Source organism: Acinetobacter lwoffii (assembly GCF_019343495.1).
GTDB classification, from domain to species: Bacteria; Pseudomonadota; Gammaproteobacteria; order Pseudomonadales; family Moraxellaceae; genus Acinetobacter; species Acinetobacter lwoffii_P.
The window spans coordinates 79,785-96,462 of record NZ_CP072551.1 but is presented as its reverse complement, the minus strand read 5'-3'; the positions used below and the strand labels follow the sequence as shown (position 1 = coordinate 96,462).

The 16,678-nt window shown below is 38.2% G+C and carries 11 protein-coding genes, 10 pseudogenes and 1 other annotated feature; of the genes and pseudogenes, 15 read left to right on the top strand and 6 right to left on the bottom strand.

What is annotated here, in order from left to right:
* Positions 1–612: 612 nt before the first annotated feature.
* The 3 genes and pseudogenes from J7649_RS15990 to J7649_RS15980 form a co-directional block, all read left to right on the top strand.
* Positions 613–1,113 (top strand): annotated as a pseudogene (locus J7649_RS15990) (IS3 family transposase); the annotation flags it as partial.
* Positions 1,114–1,264: 151 nt separating this feature from the next.
* Positions 1,265–1,615 (top strand): hypothetical protein, encoded by a 351-nt coding sequence (locus J7649_RS15985; RefSeq protein WP_004281821.1) that lies wholly within the window; start codon positions 1,265–1,267, stop codon positions 1,613–1,615.
* A 202-nt stretch (positions 1,616–1,817) separates the two neighbouring features.
* Positions 1,818–2,785: pseudogene (locus tag J7649_RS15980) on the top strand (IS481 family transposase).
* Between the two features lie 118 nt (positions 2,786–2,903).
* Here J7649_RS15980 and J7649_RS15975 read toward each other — a convergent pair.
* On the bottom strand, positions 2,904–3,335 hold the full coding sequence (locus J7649_RS15975; RefSeq protein WP_219310201.1) for a PPC domain-containing protein: 432 nt from the start codon (positions 3,333–3,335) through the stop codon (positions 2,904–2,906).
* 302 nt (positions 3,336–3,637) lie between these two features.
* Between J7649_RS15975 and J7649_RS15970 the strand changes: the two genes are divergently transcribed.
* From J7649_RS15970 to J7649_RS15960, 3 genes and pseudogenes are all read left to right on the top strand, one after another.
* Positions 3,638–4,843: a tyrosine-type recombinase/integrase gene (locus J7649_RS15970; RefSeq protein WP_004647716.1), complete on the top strand. Its 1,206-nt coding sequence runs from the start codon at positions 3,638–3,640 to the stop codon at positions 4,841–4,843.
* Positions 4,844–4,893: 50 nt separating this feature from the next.
* Positions 4,894–5,010: pseudogene (locus J7649_RS15965) on the top strand (transposase); the annotation flags it as partial.
* A gap of 314 nt (positions 5,011–5,324) precedes the next feature.
* Positions 5,325–6,716 (top strand): methylenetetrahydrofolate reductase C-terminal domain-containing protein, encoded by a 1,392-nt coding sequence (locus tag J7649_RS15960; protein ID WP_219310199.1) that lies wholly within the window; start codon positions 5,325–5,327, stop codon positions 6,714–6,716.
* Here J7649_RS15960 and J7649_RS15955 read toward each other — a convergent pair.
* Positions 6,713–7,381: an epoxyqueuosine reductase QueH gene (locus J7649_RS15955; protein WP_004647714.1), complete on the bottom strand. Its 669-nt coding sequence runs from the start codon at positions 7,379–7,381 to the stop codon at positions 6,713–6,715. The genes J7649_RS15960 and J7649_RS15955 overlap by 4 nt on opposite strands.
* Positions 7,382–7,558: 177 nt before the next feature.
* Here J7649_RS15955 and J7649_RS15950 point away from each other — a divergent pair.
* From J7649_RS15950 to J7649_RS15920, 7 genes and pseudogenes are all read left to right on the top strand, one after another.
* Positions 7,559–7,857 (top strand): annotated as a pseudogene (locus J7649_RS15950) (transposase); the annotation flags it as partial.
* 298 nt (positions 7,858–8,155) lie between these two features.
* Entirely contained in the window at positions 8,156–9,142 is a 987-nt protein-coding gene (locus J7649_RS15945; RefSeq protein WP_004278529.1) for an IS110 family RNA-guided transposase, read from the top strand.
* A gap of 36 nt (positions 9,143–9,178) precedes the next feature.
* A pseudogene (locus tag J7649_RS15940) lies at positions 9,179–9,376 on the top strand (IS5/IS1182 family transposase); the annotation flags it as partial.
* A 306-nt stretch (positions 9,377–9,682) separates the two neighbouring features.
* The gene (locus J7649_RS15935; protein ID WP_219310197.1) at positions 9,683–10,666 is read left to right on the top strand and encodes a putative oxygenase MesX; all 984 of its coding nucleotides are present in this window, start codon (positions 9,683–9,685) and stop codon (positions 10,664–10,666) included.
* Between the two features lie 50 nt (positions 10,667–10,716).
* Complete coding sequence (locus J7649_RS15930; RefSeq protein WP_213687784.1) at positions 10,717–11,760, top strand: methionine synthase; 1,044 nt, start codon at positions 10,717–10,719, stop codon at positions 11,758–11,760.
* Positions 11,761–11,857: 97 nt separating this feature from the next.
* The gene (locus J7649_RS15925; RefSeq protein WP_219310195.1) at positions 11,858–12,352 is read left to right on the top strand and encodes a flavin reductase family protein; all 495 of its coding nucleotides are present in this window, start codon (positions 11,858–11,860) and stop codon (positions 12,350–12,352) included.
* A 42-nt stretch (positions 12,353–12,394) separates the two neighbouring features.
* The gene (locus tag J7649_RS15920; RefSeq protein WP_219310193.1) at positions 12,395–13,195 is read left to right on the top strand and encodes a sulfite exporter TauE/SafE family protein; all 801 of its coding nucleotides are present in this window, start codon (positions 12,395–12,397) and stop codon (positions 13,193–13,195) included.
* Positions 13,196–13,294: 99 nt separating this feature from the next.
* Here the strand turns inward: J7649_RS15920 and J7649_RS15915 are convergent.
* Positions 13,295–13,855 (bottom strand): annotated as a pseudogene (locus J7649_RS15915) (IS5 family transposase); the annotation flags it as partial.
* Between the two features lie 45 nt (positions 13,856–13,900).
* Here J7649_RS15915 and J7649_RS15910 point away from each other — a divergent pair.
* Positions 13,901–15,134 (top strand): annotated as a pseudogene (locus tag J7649_RS15910) (IS3 family transposase).
* Positions 14,190–14,306: a sequence feature (AL1L pseudoknot), on the top strand. Its footprint overlaps the pseudogene before it by 117 nt.
* A gap of 369 nt (positions 15,135–15,503) precedes the next feature.
* Positions 15,504–15,690 (top strand): annotated as a pseudogene (locus J7649_RS15905) (transposase); the annotation flags it as partial.
* Here J7649_RS15905 and J7649_RS15900 read toward each other — a convergent pair.
* From J7649_RS15900 to J7649_RS15890, 3 genes and pseudogenes are all read right to left on the bottom strand, one after another.
* Positions 15,686–16,072 (bottom strand): annotated as a pseudogene (locus J7649_RS15900) (IS66 family transposase); the annotation flags it as partial. The pseudogenes J7649_RS15905 and J7649_RS15900 sit on opposite strands and share 5 nt — an antisense overlap.
* A 153-nt stretch (positions 16,073–16,225) precedes the next feature.
* A pseudogene (tnpB, locus tag J7649_RS16930) lies at positions 16,226–16,401 on the bottom strand (IS66 family insertion sequence element accessory protein TnpB); the annotation flags it as partial.
* Between the two features lie 65 nt (positions 16,402–16,466).
* On the bottom strand, positions 16,467–16,655 hold the full coding sequence (locus J7649_RS15890) for a hypothetical protein (protein WP_016807214.1): 189 nt from the start codon (positions 16,653–16,655) through the stop codon (positions 16,467–16,469).
* Between the last annotated feature and the right edge of the window lie 23 nt (positions 16,656–16,678).

Sequence of the window (16,678 nt, the reverse complement as noted above, 5' to 3'; positions counted from 1 at the left end):
GATAGGAACACTTGTAAAGAATTAGCTTAGAGAATTGAAGTAATACTCAAAATTACAAGTATGCAAAGATTAACGTTCGAAGCTATCACACATTTTTGATTGATGGATATTTTAGACTAAATATGTATTGACTTAGTAATTTTTATTGTAAATGAACATAATTAAAATATAAATACCAATGATGTTTGTTCTTGTTTATTGGTTTTTATTTTAATTCACTATCTGGTTTAAAAAAAAATCAGATGTTGAATATTTATACAAATACTCACTAATTTATGGAAAAGAAGCTTATAACTTGTTTCAAGGTTACTTTCCAACGGCTTTATTGCACAAATATTTGAAAGGCAAAGCGCCCCTAATTGAGCCAAATTTAAGACGTAACTTGGGTAAGTGGTCGACCTAATCCTGTAAATCTGTTAAGGACTGCTACACGTGCATGAATCTCATTGTGAACCGTACCGGGTTTGTCGGAGACCAACTTTCCTGAGATGAGAAGCATTGCTTCGCAAGACGTAGCGAAGCGTAGTGTTCCAATGAAAAAAGTAAAATATACCCCTGAAATCAGAGATAGAGTGGTTCAATTATTGATTGACTACCAAGACGGTATCTCAGGTGAATGACTTTACGTATATTCAAACAAATTCAGGCTGGGTCTATACCGCCTTTATTACTGATGTGTTCTCACGAGCAATTGTTGGATGGAAAGTATCAACACGTATGAATACAGATATGGTGCTCGATGCACTTGAGCAAGCATTACACGATTGAGGTATGCCAAGGAATGTGATTCACCATTCCGACAGGGGTGTGCAATATCTTTCGATTCGCTATACCAATCGTTTAGAAACAGCAAATTTACGAGCATCAGTCGGTACGACTAGTGATTCATACGATAATGCTTTGGCTGAAACGGTGAATGGCTTATACAAAACAGAGGTGATTGAATATTTAAAATCAGATTAGCAAGGTTTAGCGGATGTACAACTTGCGACATTAAATTGGGTAGATTGGTTCAATAAAAAGCGTGTACACAGTGCACTGGGTTATGTATCGCCTTTTGAGTTTGAAGCAATGTACTATGATAAGATTAACCCGTTAGGTCAGGTGGCCTAACTTAAATAAAAAAAATCTCCGATAAATCCGGTAAGGTTCAAAATGCGATTTATGGCTTTTTTATGTAAAAAAAAGTAATATCTGTTTTATTGTTAAATTATAACAATTAGTATAAATACACCTATGATTTACAGATGAAAAAGGTAGTTAAATGAAATATTTTTTAAGTTTAACTTTGTTAGTTTTAGCAATGACTGGGTGTACTTCGAGTCCAAAGACTGAAACTTTACAAGATAAGGCTACAAGCAATACTTCAGCTGATACGCAGGTCCTTAAATTTTCTGGTCCAAATGGTTTATTAATTTTTCTGAAATCATCGGATAACTTTGAAACTGCTTTAATGACTGATAACTCAGGCATGGTATATCGTTTAAAGCAAACAGTTGCTGGTAGTGGTATTCGTTTAGCTAATAATAATGGAGTTTCAATTCACTTTAAACGTGGTGAAGGGGTTGTTGAATTTGTAAAAGACCAGCCAATCAGCATTACTGAAGTAAAATAATAAGGTTTAAACTTTAAGAGAACCCCACACCATAATCTGCATACCGAAAGTTGGACACTATTCCTTGAAATGTGGTCAAACATGATCAAGGACTAATTCGCACTCTGTTAATGGGTGAATTCAAACATGAGGTGCGACAGTTTCAAAAGCCTTATGATAATCTGTGTGATTCATAGACATCACTTCAATATAATGGGTGTCTATGAACAGAGAAATTCAACAAAGACTCGTATGGGGTTAAATTATTTGAAGAGACCAATAATGCTGGCCTGGTTTGTCGGAGATGTGGCATTTCTAGACCAACTTTACGCAAGTGGTGGAAACGATATTCTGAACAAGGTATTGATGGATTAAGTAGTCATAGTAAATGTCCCTTAAAATCGCCAAATACTAAAATCAATGCTGAGCTAGAAGCTTTAATATTGGAAATGCGCTCAGCTAGAAATCTTGGTGCTCGACGTTTGCAAACCGAATTAATGAGCTGCACGGAGTCTCGTTGTCCTTGGCGACTATCCATAAAGTACTATCCACCCATTAAGTCAAACCGATTAAAAAATTCCGTCGTAAAGTAGATTACATTTGTTATGAACGTCCATTACCAGGCGATAGAATTCAAATGGATACCTGTAAACTGGGTCCTGGACTATATCAGTACACATCTATCGATGACTGCACACGATATCGCGTTTTAAGGATATATAAACGCCGAACAGCTGCGAATACACTCGACTTGTTAACTGTGTAATTGAATAAATGCCTTTTCCCATACAGCAAATACAGACCGATCGTGGACGAGAATTCTTTGCTGAAAAAGTACAGAAAAAATGATGCAGTATGGGATAAAATTTAGGCCGAATAAACCGGGTTTACCTCATCTGAATGGCAAGGTAGCGCTCACAAAAGACTGATAAATCTGAGTTCTACGCTACTGTAGATATCGATTCAGAGGAAATTCAGAGCAAACTGGCAGAATGGCAGCATTACTATAACTGGATGAGACCACATTCAGCTTTGAAAGGTAAAACACCGATGGAAAGGTACTTTGAATTATGTGAAGAAACTCCTTTCTTAGATGAAGTCCAGAAGCAATACGCCCCCTCAAATGAACGGATTCAACATGCCAATTACAAGATGTATTTAGAGATTGCTAAATTGAAACGATCTCTATGAATTACGTATCTATATCATTTTTACTAATATAAAAACATATACGTAAAAATCACGCCCCGTTTAACTGGCAATAGTTTTTGAACCCTTGTATAAAAGCTTAAACGAATCTAGCAAGTCTTTATTTAATGTTAATACTCATCCAGTATTGAGGTTTTTTATCTTTTCTTGCCTGTGATCTAGGTTGTAATACTCTAATTTCATACTCACCTGAAGCAGGTAAAATATAAATACCCTTATCATCAAGCTCTGGAGAATATTCTCCAAGATTGATGGAGTCTTTTAATTGATTACTCCATAAGTAAGCTTCAACATTTCCTCCAGTCAACTTCACTTTTAACCTTTGCCCTTTTTTAGCATAAAATTTGTAGGAATCATACTTGTATCCATCTATCCTTCCGTAATAATTTGCAGAGTAAGCTTTTTTAGCAAACTTAACTACAATAGTCTTTCGTATATCATTGTTATCATTTGCAAGTACGACAGGGCTAACTATAGTTAAAGTTAGGGCTATCAAAGCGCCAGCTAGTAATTTCGTATTCGCTATTTCCATAATAAGGTTACCCTAATTCTTGTATCGCTCCTGACATAATAACATAACTAATAAGTAACCATGAATCATAGAGCAGAAATGTGAATAGTCATAACATGAGGCTGCACTTCAAATGCCAATTTAAGACTTGCAAAATCAATGGTTAATTAATTGGTTACTAGGGAATAACCAATCTAAATATAAATTTTATTTAACAATTACTTATAAAAATATGTGATGCGTATGATACGCATCATATGAATATCGCTTAAATTTGCTATAATTGAATTGAGCAGTGCCATTTGTGGTTAGGTTAAAAATTCATGAGTCTTACTGAAATTAAGGTACGTCAAGCTAAACCAAAGGAAAAAATCTATTTTCTGGCAGATGATGATGGCTTAAGTTTGAAGGTAGAACCAAACGGACGTAAATCTTGGAGTTACCGCTATTCACTTGCAGGGACAAATAAACGTCCTCGCATGAAGTTGGGTGAATATCCTGTAATGTCCTTGAAAGAGGCCAGATCAGTCCGGGATGAATATAAATTTAATAATTATGAAAATAAACCACTGCATAAAAAATACATCAAAACTTTTCAGGATATTTGTGAAGAGTGGTTAGAATTTAAAATTAAAAATTCCTTTGAAGATGAACCACGATGCGGTGTAATTCAGCTCGCAAAAAAATGTTTAGATCAGGATGTTTATCCAAATATTGGACTAATGCCATTTATGGAAATTAAAAGATATGATCTAGTTAAGATTATTAAAAATATAGAATCTAGAAATGTAAAAGAACCTGTAAAGAAAGCCTATAGTTATTTAAATCAGATTTATGATTATGCGGTAGCGATGGGGTATTGTGAATATAATATTGCACATGGACTTCATAAAATATTAGTCAACAATAAGATTAAGAAAAACTATCCTCATTTAAATTCAGATGAACTATCTAATTTCTTAGCTAAATTAAATCAGATTAATACAGATCCTATTATTAAAAAAGCCCTGTTGTTTAAATTATATACAGGCGTCCGTGGTGGAGAATTATTGCTTTGTGAACCACATCACTTCGATCTAGATAAAAAAATATGGAAAATACCAGCCTTACATATTAAACAATATAGAAGAAAGGTTATTTTAGGTCATGATATCCCTGATTTTTTTGTTCCACTATCTGATCAAGCACTTGAAGTTGTGAAATCAGCACTCGTTTGGTCTCATGGCGAAAAATATGTGTTTTCTAGCCCCCGAAACAATAATAAACCTATTCATTTTAATACCCTGAACTTGATTATCAGAAAAATGGGATATACTAAAAATGAATTAACTTCTCATGGGTTACGATCGACATTTAGTACCATATTAAATGAATCCGGTTTATTTCAATCAAATTGGATTGAAGCACAGCTATCTCATACTGATAAAAATAAAACCCGTGCAAGTTATAATCATGCAGAATATTTTAATCAGCGTATGGAAATGATGCAATGGTGGGGCGATTTTATTGATAGTTGTACTGTAAATTAATGGTTATGAAATTCAAGTTTTAATTAGAATAGGCTTTGTTGCACAAACCTATTCACCGCCATAAATCATTATCTAAAATTGCATCTCGTGGTAAAAGCTCAATGGGCCGGCTCTATGGCTATAAATTACATGTTGTGATGAATCAACTTAGAGAAATAGTCTGTTCACAATAATGATTTCTCTTAACTCGTAAAGTTTATGACGGTGTTGAACGTGTTCAATTGAATCTTAAGCAAGGTAAATGGATAGAAGAGAACTTCATTAAGTCGTATTAAAATATTCTTGAAAAATAGGCATTTCATTTCGCATTAGAGCGAGAATCTCATGAGAAAGTTGCCTGATTGAATGTATTGAATAGATTCATTGCATAATTGTTGACTAAAATTTTCTATATCAGCCTGTTTAAGATTAATCGGGCTGATTCTGTTAGGTCGAATATAATAGCGACCTGCTTTAATCATTTTTATTTGAACTTTATTTTATGTCACAGCTTGCTTCCCATTTTAAGCACAATCAGTTTTGTATTTTGTTGGAATATTTAAGTTCTGCTAAGGGCATTGCCGTACCAATGTCTTTAGCAGAATTTCCATGTGCGATCACTTTGGCAGATCGAGTGCATGCCGATAGTGATTTGCCACCACTTGAATGTGCGAAGACATTTCCTTCATCAGTGGAAAAAATCATCCATTATTCAGGGAAAGGTCGGGATATTACTGATTTTGAGACCTTCTTAAAATTAACTCAAGCTTCGGGACAAAAAAATTTACTGCTTCTCACAGGTGATAAGTTAAAAGGGCATACAAATGGTCAAGATGGAACGAATCGCACCCGATATTTAGAGTCTGTAAATGCGGTCATGGCCGCAAAGTGTTATGGTGGATTTCATATTGGTGTAGCTTTTAATCCCTTTAAATATGCTGAAGCTGAACGTGATGCACAATATTTAAAACTTCACAAAAAGATTAAAGCAGGAGCAGACTTTATCGTTACCCAGTTGGGTTACGATATGGAGGCTTTAAAACAAGCCAAGGCTTTTTTAAATCGTCATCGATACCCACAAAATATACTTGCTTGTGTTATGCCACTTAGTTTGGCACGTGCCAATTTTATGGTGAAACATAAGGTCGCAGGAATTGTTATTACACCACACATGTTACGAGTGTTGGCTCAGGAAAAACAGGATGGACGAACTGAGAATGCTTATAAACGTTGTGCTATACAAATATTGATGTGTAAATATTTGAGTTTTGCAGGTGTGCATCTTTCAGCATGCCATAAGCCTGAAGAGCAAAAGCTTTTAGAAAAATATATTGAACAATATCGACATTATGGTTTACAGGAACTCGAAGCACTCTGGAATGCACTGTGGCAAGTGAAGACTAAAAATGAACTCGTGCCAGAATTAGCTTATTATTCCCGCCAACTATCCTCTAGCCAGCTTATTAAATATCAGCAATTGCATTTCATGCACAAGGCTCTATTTGAGTCCAAAATTGCCAAAGGTGTGGGGCATTTTATTTTTAAGGCCTCATTCTGGGAAAATGCGCCTGCAGCAAAAGCATTGTTAAAAACTGAATTTATCTCTAAGCAAGGGGTCGTGGGTTGTGAAAGTTGTGGTCAATGTAGGTTAGGAGATACTTTATATATTTGCCCTGAAACTTGTCCGAAAGGATTGGCGAATGGTCCTTGTGGGGGTACGACATTGGATCGCTGTGAGTTTGGAGATCGTGAATGCATTCATTCTGTGAAAGCCCGACTTGCCAAAGCCGTGGGACAGACTGACGTTCTAAAAGAAAAACTGATTCCAACTGTACCCATTGAAGTCCGTGGAACCAGTTCCTGGAAAAATTGGTATCTGGCGACTGAAGCTTAGCTTTCATCATCCATGGCATTCGAATAAAATTTCACGCCCAATTTGATGCGATCACGACCTTGGCTCATACGCCAACGGTTGGTATCACGTAAGGAGTATACACAGCCACAATATTCTTGTTGGTAGAATTCTTCCTTCTTGCTGATTTCAAGCATACGAACAGCACCACCATTTTTACGCCAGTTGTAGTCCCAATAGGTGATACCTTCATAATGTGAAGCAGAACGATGCCCACAATCATTGATCTGCTTCATATCTTTCCAACGAGAGATACCCAATGAGCTACTAATTAGGCTGAAGCCATTTTCAGCTGCATAAAGGGCAGTCCGTTCAAAGCGCATATCAAAACACATGGTACAGCGAATACCTTTTTCTGGCTCATTTTCCATGCCTTTGGCACGTGCAAACCAATTGTCTGTATCGTAATCACAGTCAATAAAAGGAATATTATGTTTTTCTGCAAAGCGAATATTTTCTTCCTTACGGATTTCATATTCCTTGACAGGGTGAATATTGGGATTATAAAAAAAGATCGAAAAGTCGATGCCTGATTCAATTAGGGTTTCCATCACTTCACCCGAGCATGGTGCACAGCAGGAGTGAAGCAGAAGCTTATCGTGACCTGCTGGGAGAGTCAATTTCTGACGTTCAAGTTTGTTTGACATAGTTATATGGGTTTAAATCTAAACCCTATATTTTAACGATTTAATTAGATAGTAAGGATTTGATATACTGATATTTTCTAAGGTTAAGATGAAAGAAATTCACTAATTGAAATTTAATAAGAACGGCTTTGTTGCACAAACCTATCTGTAAAGGCTTTTCAGCGATATAATTTTCAAATGAATAAGCCTACACATAAAATCTACCGCACAACCAATTGGTCCGCATATATAACCGAGCACTCATGAGTCGCGGAAATATTGCCATTTGGTTTGATCCAGCTACGCAATGGTATGCCCCATCAAAAGGCAAACAAGGGCGAAATCAAACCTACTCCGACGCAGCCATCCAATGCTGCTTAATGATTAAATCCTTATTCCGTCTGTCTTTACGTATAGTCACTGGCTTTGTGCAAAGTCTGATTAAACTTTGCGGATTGAATTGGACAGCACCAGATTACACCACGCTTTGTAGAAGATAAAAGCATATTGATATTGCAATCAGCTACCAAAAAAGTAGCGATGGGCTACCAGTTAATCTTGCGAAGCAGTGCTTCTTGTATCTTGATTGATATAGTGATTAGCTACCACTATACGCAAATTGTAGAGTTTGGAGTGCTGCTAAAATCTTAAATTTGAACCTGAGATAAAACCTACAATTTGCCCTTATCCCTCATACAACTCTGAACGGTAACTAAGCAGTTTGATGCTGTATTCACAAGGTAAGATGATGGTTAATGGGATAAAAATCATAGCTTAAACTCAAGGAATATCACCATGATTATGCTAGGTATTGATGTCAGTAAAACCAAAATAGATTGTTGCATTTTCCCTCAAGGTTTGACTGGAAAAAGAAAAAATAAAATATTTACTAATACAGAAAGTGGCTTTGGCAGTCTGCTCAAATGGCTCATCACTCTTAAAATTGAACCTGATCAAGTGACAGCAATCATGGAAGCGACTTCGGTTTATCATGAGAATTTGGGATATTATCTATATGATGCAGGTGTAAAGGTTTGTGTGGCTAATCCTTCACGAGTAAGAGCCTTTGCCAAAGGCATGTCCATGCTAAATAAAACGGATAAAGCTGATAGTGAAGCTCTTTCACGTTATGGTTACACCGCAAAGTTAATCATATGGCAGCCTGAACCTGAAAATGTCAGATTATTAAAAGCTTTACTAGGCAGACGAGATGTCTATCTAGGTAGTCTATTGCAGGAAAAGAATCGACTTGAAAAGGCGCAGTCCACTCATACCTCCGTTGTTGTGATTAAATTACTTGAAGAGAATATTGAGTATTTAAATCAGCAACTTGAACATATTGATAAGTTAATAAATAATCACATAGATCAAGATCCAACATTGAAACAGGATTTGAAATTACTGCAAACTATTCCTTCAATCGGTGAACGATCAGGCTTATTACTGTTGGGGTTATTTCATTCGCACAAGTTTGAAAAAGCAAGTCAAGCTGCTGCATATGTAGGTTTGGTTCCAGTACATCAGTTGTCTGGCAGTTCAGTCAACAAGCAAAGTCACTTATCAAAAGCAGGTGACAGTAAAATACGCTCAGTATTGTATATGTCAGCATTAACAGCGATTAAATATAATCCACACATTGAAGCTTTATATCAACGATTATTAAGCCAGGGTAAAAATAAAATGTGTGCTTTAGGTGCTGCAATGCGCAAGCTTATACATCTGTGTTATGGCGTTTTAAAACATCAGACTGCCTATCAAAGAGATTATTTATTGGTCGAATAATCTCAAAACCTGATTGACTACCAAGACGGTATCTCAGGTAGGACACTATGGAAAAAATGGTCAGGCTATCATCGGCGAAGTTTGGTTGAAACTAAGATGCACTGCATTAAATTATTAGCAGATAAACTCAGTGCAAGGAGCTTTGATAGCCAAGTGAATGAGACCCATGCACGTGTAGCAATCCTCAACAGATTTACGGAATTAGGTCGACCACTTACCCAAGTTACGCCTTAAATTTGGCTCAATTAGGGGCGCTTTGCATTTCAAATCTTTGTGCAACAAAGCCTTTACACATACTTGATAGTTGGAGATTTATTATCTTTAGTAGAGTTGCAAAAAACATTATCAATTTCAGATAAAGATTTTAGATAGCCACTTAACTTACTGAATAACTAAAAATCCTCAGAATCTTTAATTTATTAAGATGAGTATTTCTCATCTTAAGCTGAATTTATATCGTTTTACTCACTTTCTTATTCACGTTTAAATACAGCCATTCAGAAATTTAGCTTTTTATAAAATTTTTAGGTGGCAATCTCCATGAGTACAGCATTTGAGTGTTCAATTAAACGTATCCGTTTTGATGAAAACTACACGCCAGCAGAAAGCACACGTTTAACCACAAATTTTGCCAATTTGGCACGTGGGGAAAGCCGTGAAGAAAACTTGCATCGTACCCTTGCGATGATTAACAACCGTTTTAATAGCTTAGCGACCGTTGATAATCCTAAAGGTGATCGCTACTCACTTGAGATCGACATCATTTCTGCTGAAATTGATATCGAAGGCAATGGCCAAACCTTTCCATTTATTGAAACCCTCAAAAGCACCATCATCGACCATCATACGGGTGAGCGTATTGAAGGCATGATTGGCAATAGCTTTTCATCTTATGTGCGTGATTACGACTTCAGTGTGGTATTGCCTCAACTCGGTTGTGGCGTCGGTGAAAAACCTGAAGATTTTGGTAATCTACATGGCAAGCTTTATCAACATTTAGTCAATTCAGATGTATTTAAAGCAGAATTTAAAAAACAACCTGTCATTTGCTTAAGCGTTTCAACCTCTAAAACGTATTTCCGTACAGCCAACGTACATCCTATTTTGGGTGTGGAATACAAAAATGATGAATATTCACGTACTGATGAATATTTCGCCAAAATGGGCTTACGTGTACGTTACTTCAAACCAGAAGGTGGTAATGCACCATTAGCATTCTATTTCGCTGGCGACTTAGTCCGTGATTATACTGATTTTGAATTGATCAGCGCGATTGCAACCATGGAAAGCTTCCAAAAAATTTATCGTCCTGAAATTTACAACACCAACTCTCCGGCAGGTGTGGAGTATCAACCAAGCTTGAGCTATGGCGATTACTCACTGACACGTATCGTTTATGACCGTGTTGAACGTGGTGAGTTGGCGGTTAAGCAAGGTAAATGGACAGAAGAAAACTTCATCAAACCATATCAAGATATTTTAAATGAATGGGCAGCAAACTTTAAGATCGAAACAGCTGCTTAAGACATCGAATTGACACACAGACTGACGAATTTAGAGAAAGAAGATTAGACATGGCGCTTACACAACCGAAACTTTTACTCCCAACTTCAACTGCGGGTAGCTTGCCAAAACCGTCTTGGTTAGCTGAACCTGAAAAATTATGGTCTGCATGGAAACTTGAAGGCGAAGAGTTATTAGAAGCTAAACGTGATGCTTTGAAATTATCATTACATGAGCAAGTCACTGCTGGTATTGATATCGTAAGTGATGGTGAGCAAACTCGTCAGCACTTCGTAACTACGTTTATTGAACATCTTGAAGGTGTGGATTTCGAAAAGCGTGAAACCATGCGTATTCGTAATCGTTATGAAGCAAGCGTACCGTCGGTTGTGGGTGAAGTTTCTCGTAAAAAAGCAGTGTTTGTAGACGATGCGAAATTTTTACGCAGCCAAACCAGTCAGCCAATTAAATGGGCGTTGCCTGGTCCAATGACCATGATTGATACACTTTTTGACGGACACTACAAGAGCCGTGAAAAACTGGCTTGGGAATTTGCCAAAATTTTGAACCAAGAAGCTTTAGAACTTGAAGCAGCAGGCGTAGACATTATTCAATTTGATGAACCTGCGTTTAACGTATTCTTTGATGAAGTGAATGACTGGGGTGTACCAACCTTAGAACGTGCACTTGAAGGTCTAAAGTGTGAAACTGCAGTTCATATTTGCTATGGTTACGGCATTAAAGCCAATACAGATTGGAAACAAACTTTAGGTAATGAATGGCGTCAATACGAAGAGTCATTCCCGAAACTACAACAATCTAAGCTCGATATTATTTCACTTGAATGCCAAAACTCACGTGTACCAATGGATTTAATCGAATTGATCCGTGGTAAGAAAGTGATGGTGGGTGCAATTGATGTGGCAACCACTCAAGTGGAAACTGCAGAGGAAGTAGCAAATACGCTACGCAAAGCATTGCAATTTGTTGATGCAGATAAACTGTATCCTTCAACTAACTGTGGTATGACACCGCTATCTCGCCAAGTGGCACGTGGCAAACTTGAAGCTTTAAGCGCAGGTGCTGCCATTGTTCGTAAAGAGCTAGAAGCTTAATCAAACGTAGTCTCGTGCGAAGCAGAACAAATCATCGCAAGGTCATTTGTCCAGCTTTATGCGCGAGCACGTGATATGTACATTTGAGATGAAAGAGATGATTGAAGCAACAGACTTTAGAAATGCAATGTCTTTACTCACCACAGCAGTGAATGTTATTACGACTTCGGGTGAAACAGGTATGCATGGATTTACTGCATCTGCCGTATGTAGCGTGACGGATACACCGCCAATGTTATTAGTCTGTATGAATCAATCCTCCCGTTCACATGCCCATTTTGTTGAAAATAAAGTCTTGGCTGTAAACGTACTAAGTACTCAGCATGAACAGCTTTCAAATGCTTTTGCTTCAAGTAAATTCAGCTCAGAAGATCGTTTCAAACTCGGTGATTGGAGTACGATGGAAACTGGTTCACCTATTTTGAAAGATGCCTTGGTCAGTTTTGACTGTGAGATTCAAGATATTCAGCAAGTCGGTACACACAGTGTTTTCATGTGTCGTGTTCTTAAAGTTCAACAAAGCGATCAAGAAGAAAGTCTGGTGTATTTTAACCGTGCTTATCATCAAATGGGTCAGTTGGAACACGCTTAACTCAATGCCTTAATTCTTTTATCTTTTTAAAGTTAGTTTATTGTGGAACTTATAACCTTTTTAGTCATCGGCGCTTTTGCTGGTTTTGCAGCAGGGCTGTTTGGTGTCGGCGGTGGTACGATTATTGTACCACTGCTTTTTATTGTCTTTACTCAAATGGGTTATGACCCTGATGTTGTTATGCATCTCGCATTAGGTACATCTTTAGCAACAATCGTTGTCACTTCAATCAGCTCATTAATGGCACATCATAAAAATGGCGCTGTGCTATGGCCTGTATTTAAAAATCTAGCTCCACCAATGGCGATTGGTTGTTTTTTTGGGGCAGGTATTGCTGGTTTGATATCAGGGTTACATCTACAAATCATTGTTGGCTTATTTCTGATTTGGGTCGCATATACGATGCTTACAGATGCTAAAACAGCAATTAATTCAACGCAAACTTTACCGTCGTCAGGTCAACAAGTTACTGCTGGTAGTGTCATTGGGATTGCATCAGCAATTTTTGGAATAGGTGGTGGAAGTCTGACGGTTCCGTACCTGAATCGCTATGGTGTGGTCATGCAGAAGGCGGTTGGAACATCTGCGGCATGTGGATTCCCCATTGCTGTCGCTGGTGCATTAGGTTTTATTATTTTTGGTATAAATGCTGAGATTAATGTACCTAATACCATTGGTTACGTGCATATTTATGCATTTATTGGCATTAGCATCATGAGTTTCATTACGGCTAAGTTTGGTGCGAAGGCGGCACATGCTTTATCGCCAGCAATGTTAAAGAAATGCTTTGCAGTTTTATTGGTCATTGTAGCAAGCTTCTTCCTTGTGAAGGGATTAATTTAATATTGGACTTCGCATAAGAGATTTTATGCTAAATGTAATTTTAAAGGGCTTTGTTGCACAAAGATTTAAAAGACAACACTCTGCTCATTTGAACAGAATTCAAGTGACAACTTGGGTATGAGGACGACCTAATTCTGTAAATTTGTTCAATACGGCTATGCGTGCATGAATCTCATTCACCTGACTAGAAAAACTCCTTGCTGTTAATTTATCACCTAATAGTTTGATGCAATGCATCTTGGTTTCAACTAAACTTCGACGATGATAACCAGACCATTTTTTCCAAAGCGTTCTTCCTAAACGTTTAACTGTTTTCAGTAACTCATTCCGCTCTAAAGATCTCAATTTCTGATCTTTCCATGGGTTTGCATTTTTTCTTGGCGGAATGACCGCATGTGCATCTCGATCTAGAATGACTTGTCTGCAGTGCTTAGTGTCATAAGCACCATCGGTATAGACCGAATCAATTCGTTCATCTAAGGGAATTTGAGCAAGTAAATCACCGAGTACTTGCGAATCGCTCACATTATTTGTGGTAAGCTGTACTGCACGTATTTGCAAGGTTTCAGCATCGATGCCAATATGAAGCTTACGCCATTGGCGACGATATTCAGGTCCATGTTTCTTACGTTTCCACTCACCTTCACCTAGAAACTGAACCGTACCGGGTTTGTCGGAGAGTCAATATTCTGAGAGACTATCCCGATGACAAAATTAAAATATACCCCTGAAATCAGAGAAAGAGCGGTTCAATTATTGATTGAATCCGAGAAAGATTATCCATCGAATTGGGCTGCGATCACAGCTATTGCTCCCTGAGCAGTATACTGCGCAAGGGTTGTACTCCTGAAACACTACGTGTTTGGTATCAAAAATATTTAGATAAACAAAATCCAGTTAAAGTACAGCAGCTTTCAGACCAAGAACGTATCAAACAACTGGAACGCGAAAATAAAGAACTGCAACGTGCGAATGAAATTCTACGTAAAGCAGCCGCTTTTTTCGCCCAGGCGGAGCTCGACCGCCCACACAAATAATGGTGGATTTCATCCATAACAATAAAGACTTATATGGTGTTGATGCGATTTGTAGGATTTTACCGATCGCAGCTTCAACCTATTACCGGACTCTAGATCTCTGCGAAAATCCAGAACATCGAGCAAAGCGAGATTTACATGACTTGCATCATGCTGAGGAGATTAAACGAATTTGGAAGGAAAGTTCAGGTCGGTATGGTGTACGTAAAGTCTGGCAAAAACTGAAACGTGAAGGCTATATTATTGCACGCTGTACTGTTGCTCGATTAATGAAAAAGCTAGGTATACAAGGTGTTTGGCGAGGTAAGAACAAACAAACCACCCGTAGCCGAGATGATCAAAAACGAGCGAATGATTTAGTGAAACGTAATTTTAGTGCTGATCATCCAGATCAGCTGTGGGTCAGTGACTTTACGTATATTCAAACCAAGTCAGGTTGGGTCTATACCGCATTTATTATTGATGTGTTTTCACGAGCAATTGTTGGATGGAAAGTATCAACACGTATGAATACAGATATGGTGCTTGATGCATTAGAACAAGCTTTGCATGATCGAGGTATGCCAAAGAATGTAATTCATCATTCCGATAGAGGTGTGCAATATCTTTCCATTCGCTATACCAATCGTCTAGAAGCAGCAAATTTACGAGCGTCAGTCGGTACAACTGGTGATTCATACGATAATGCTTTGGCTGAAACAGTGAATGGCTTATACAAAACAGAGGTGATTGAATATTTAAAAGCAGATTGGCAAGGTTTAGCGGATGTACAACTTGCGACACTCAACTGGGTAGATTGGTTCAATAAAGAGCGTGTACACAGTGCATTGGGTTACAAGTCGCCTTTTGAGTTTGAAGCAATGTACTATGATAAGATTAACCCGTTAGGTCAGGTGGCCTAACTTAAATAAAAAAGTCTCCGACAAACCCGGTACGGTTCAAAGTGCAAGTGCAATTCCGCAGTTTATTGAACTTTTAGCTAAGCAGTCTGACTCTTACTATACTCTAGATACTAATAGAGTATAAAGTCTATGCTATACAGAATGATAAATTCTGTATAGCTAAATCTAAAAAATATAGATTAGACCTCTTGCGAAAGTATCGTTTTACCTAATTTTTGAATTGGCTAAAACCTTATAATATGTAGCTTTTGGCTGTTTAAATTTTAAATTTTGACTAACGCAAGACGTCTATTTTTATAAATATTTTTTTATTCTTAGGGCGTGTCATCAATTAGCTTGAGAAAATCTTACCGGTCCTCATAATTTTTCATGACTAAACGCTATGCATTAAAAGATGATCAGTGGGAACAGGTTAAAGATCTGTTACCTGGACGAATGGGTACTGTTGGAGTAACGGCCAAAGATAACCGACTATTTGTTGAAGCGCTATCGTTCAGGTATCCCGTGGCGAGACTTATTCGAACGCTTTGGTGATTTTAGAGTCGTGCATACTCGCTTTTCTGCGCAGCTGTATTCATTTTATCTGCATTCAGTCGTTCCAGTTCCAGGTCAACCGCAGCAATATCTTCTTCAACCGCTTCGTCCCATAGGTGGATTTGTTTTGCGGTGAGATGTTCATTTTTACTACCGAATTTATACTGTTTAAATAGCGCAAGTTCATGCTCGTATTTTTGAGCGAGAACAGAGAGATGTTGGTTGCATGCTTCAAGATGTTGAACTTTGGCATCCAATTGCTGATTTGATACTTCAAGATGCTGAACTTTGGTATCTAATTGTTGTTTATCTTCTGCGAGTTGTTGATGCTGCAGCGCTAGCTGTCTGGTAAATTCCAGCAGTTGTTCATGGGTCAGTTGGCTTAAGTCAGGCAGCATTTTAATGACCGCAGTATGCCTGAGGTCATGACGCAGAGGAAATAGAACGTTTGGAGAATAGCAGAATGTACCAAGCTGGTTTAGAGCATCGTCACCACCAATGCGCTGCCAAGGCAAACCCTGGATCAGTGACTGTAACTGTTCCAGACTGATCGCCATGCTTTCACCCTGGTGAACCTGCGCCCAGTGGAATTTTCCCTGTTCCAGCCGCCGGGCACACAGCCAGATCCCCGTCCATCATGCACCAGCACTTTCATGCGATGGCCACGTTTATTACAGAACAGGTAAGCGCAATGCGGTTTGATCGAGCCAAAGACTCTCAACACCTTAGCCATGGCAGTATCCATACCCGCACGCATGTCCATGGGCTGGGTAGACAACCAGATTTCATCAATACGGATCATTGAGTCAAACCCTGGATCAGCAACAGTAATTCAGTTACTGACTCCACTGGCCAGTCGATCTCGATCATCTGATCCCTTGCGGAACTTTGTTCCTTATGCAATGGAATCCTGATATGAGCGACAGCATTCTTCTCCGGCACAGGTGGCGGAGGTGCGTCTTGTTTGACTGGAGTCGGGTGAAGCATGACCGGAAGAAAGTCAGTCTGTG

What these genes read in the sequence shown, in the direction of transcription:
- J7649_RS15985 (WP_004281821.1), top strand. Translation starts at nt 1,265, where the DNA reads ATGAAATATTTTTTAAGTTTAACTTTGTTAGTTTTAGCAATGACTGGG.
- J7649_RS15975 (WP_219310201.1), bottom strand. Translation starts at nt 3,335, where the DNA reads ATGGAAATAGCGAATACGAAATTACTAGCTGGCGCTTTGATAGCCCTA.
- J7649_RS15970 (WP_004647716.1), top strand. Translation starts at nt 3,638, where the DNA reads ATGAGTCTTACTGAAATTAAGGTACGTCAAGCTAAACCAAAGGAAAAA.
- J7649_RS15960 (WP_219310199.1), top strand. Translation starts at nt 5,325, where the DNA reads ATGTCACAGCTTGCTTCCCATTTTAAGCACAATCAGTTTTGTATTTTG.
- J7649_RS15955 (WP_004647714.1), bottom strand. Translation starts at nt 7,381, where the DNA reads ATGTCAAACAAACTTGAACGTCAGAAATTGACTCTCCCAGCAGGTCAC.
- J7649_RS15945 (WP_004278529.1), top strand. Translation starts at nt 8,156, where the DNA reads ATGATTATGCTAGGTATTGATGTCAGTAAAACCAAAATAGATTGTTGC.
- J7649_RS15935 (WP_219310197.1), top strand. Translation starts at nt 9,683, where the DNA reads ATGAGTACAGCATTTGAGTGTTCAATTAAACGTATCCGTTTTGATGAA.
- J7649_RS15930 (WP_213687784.1), top strand. Translation starts at nt 10,717, where the DNA reads ATGGCGCTTACACAACCGAAACTTTTACTCCCAACTTCAACTGCGGGT.
- J7649_RS15925 (WP_219310195.1), top strand. Translation starts at nt 11,858, where the DNA reads ATGATTGAAGCAACAGACTTTAGAAATGCAATGTCTTTACTCACCACA.
- J7649_RS15890 (WP_016807214.1), bottom strand. Translation starts at nt 16,655, where the DNA reads ATGCTTCACCCGACTCCAGTCAAACAAGACGCACCTCCGCCACCTGTG.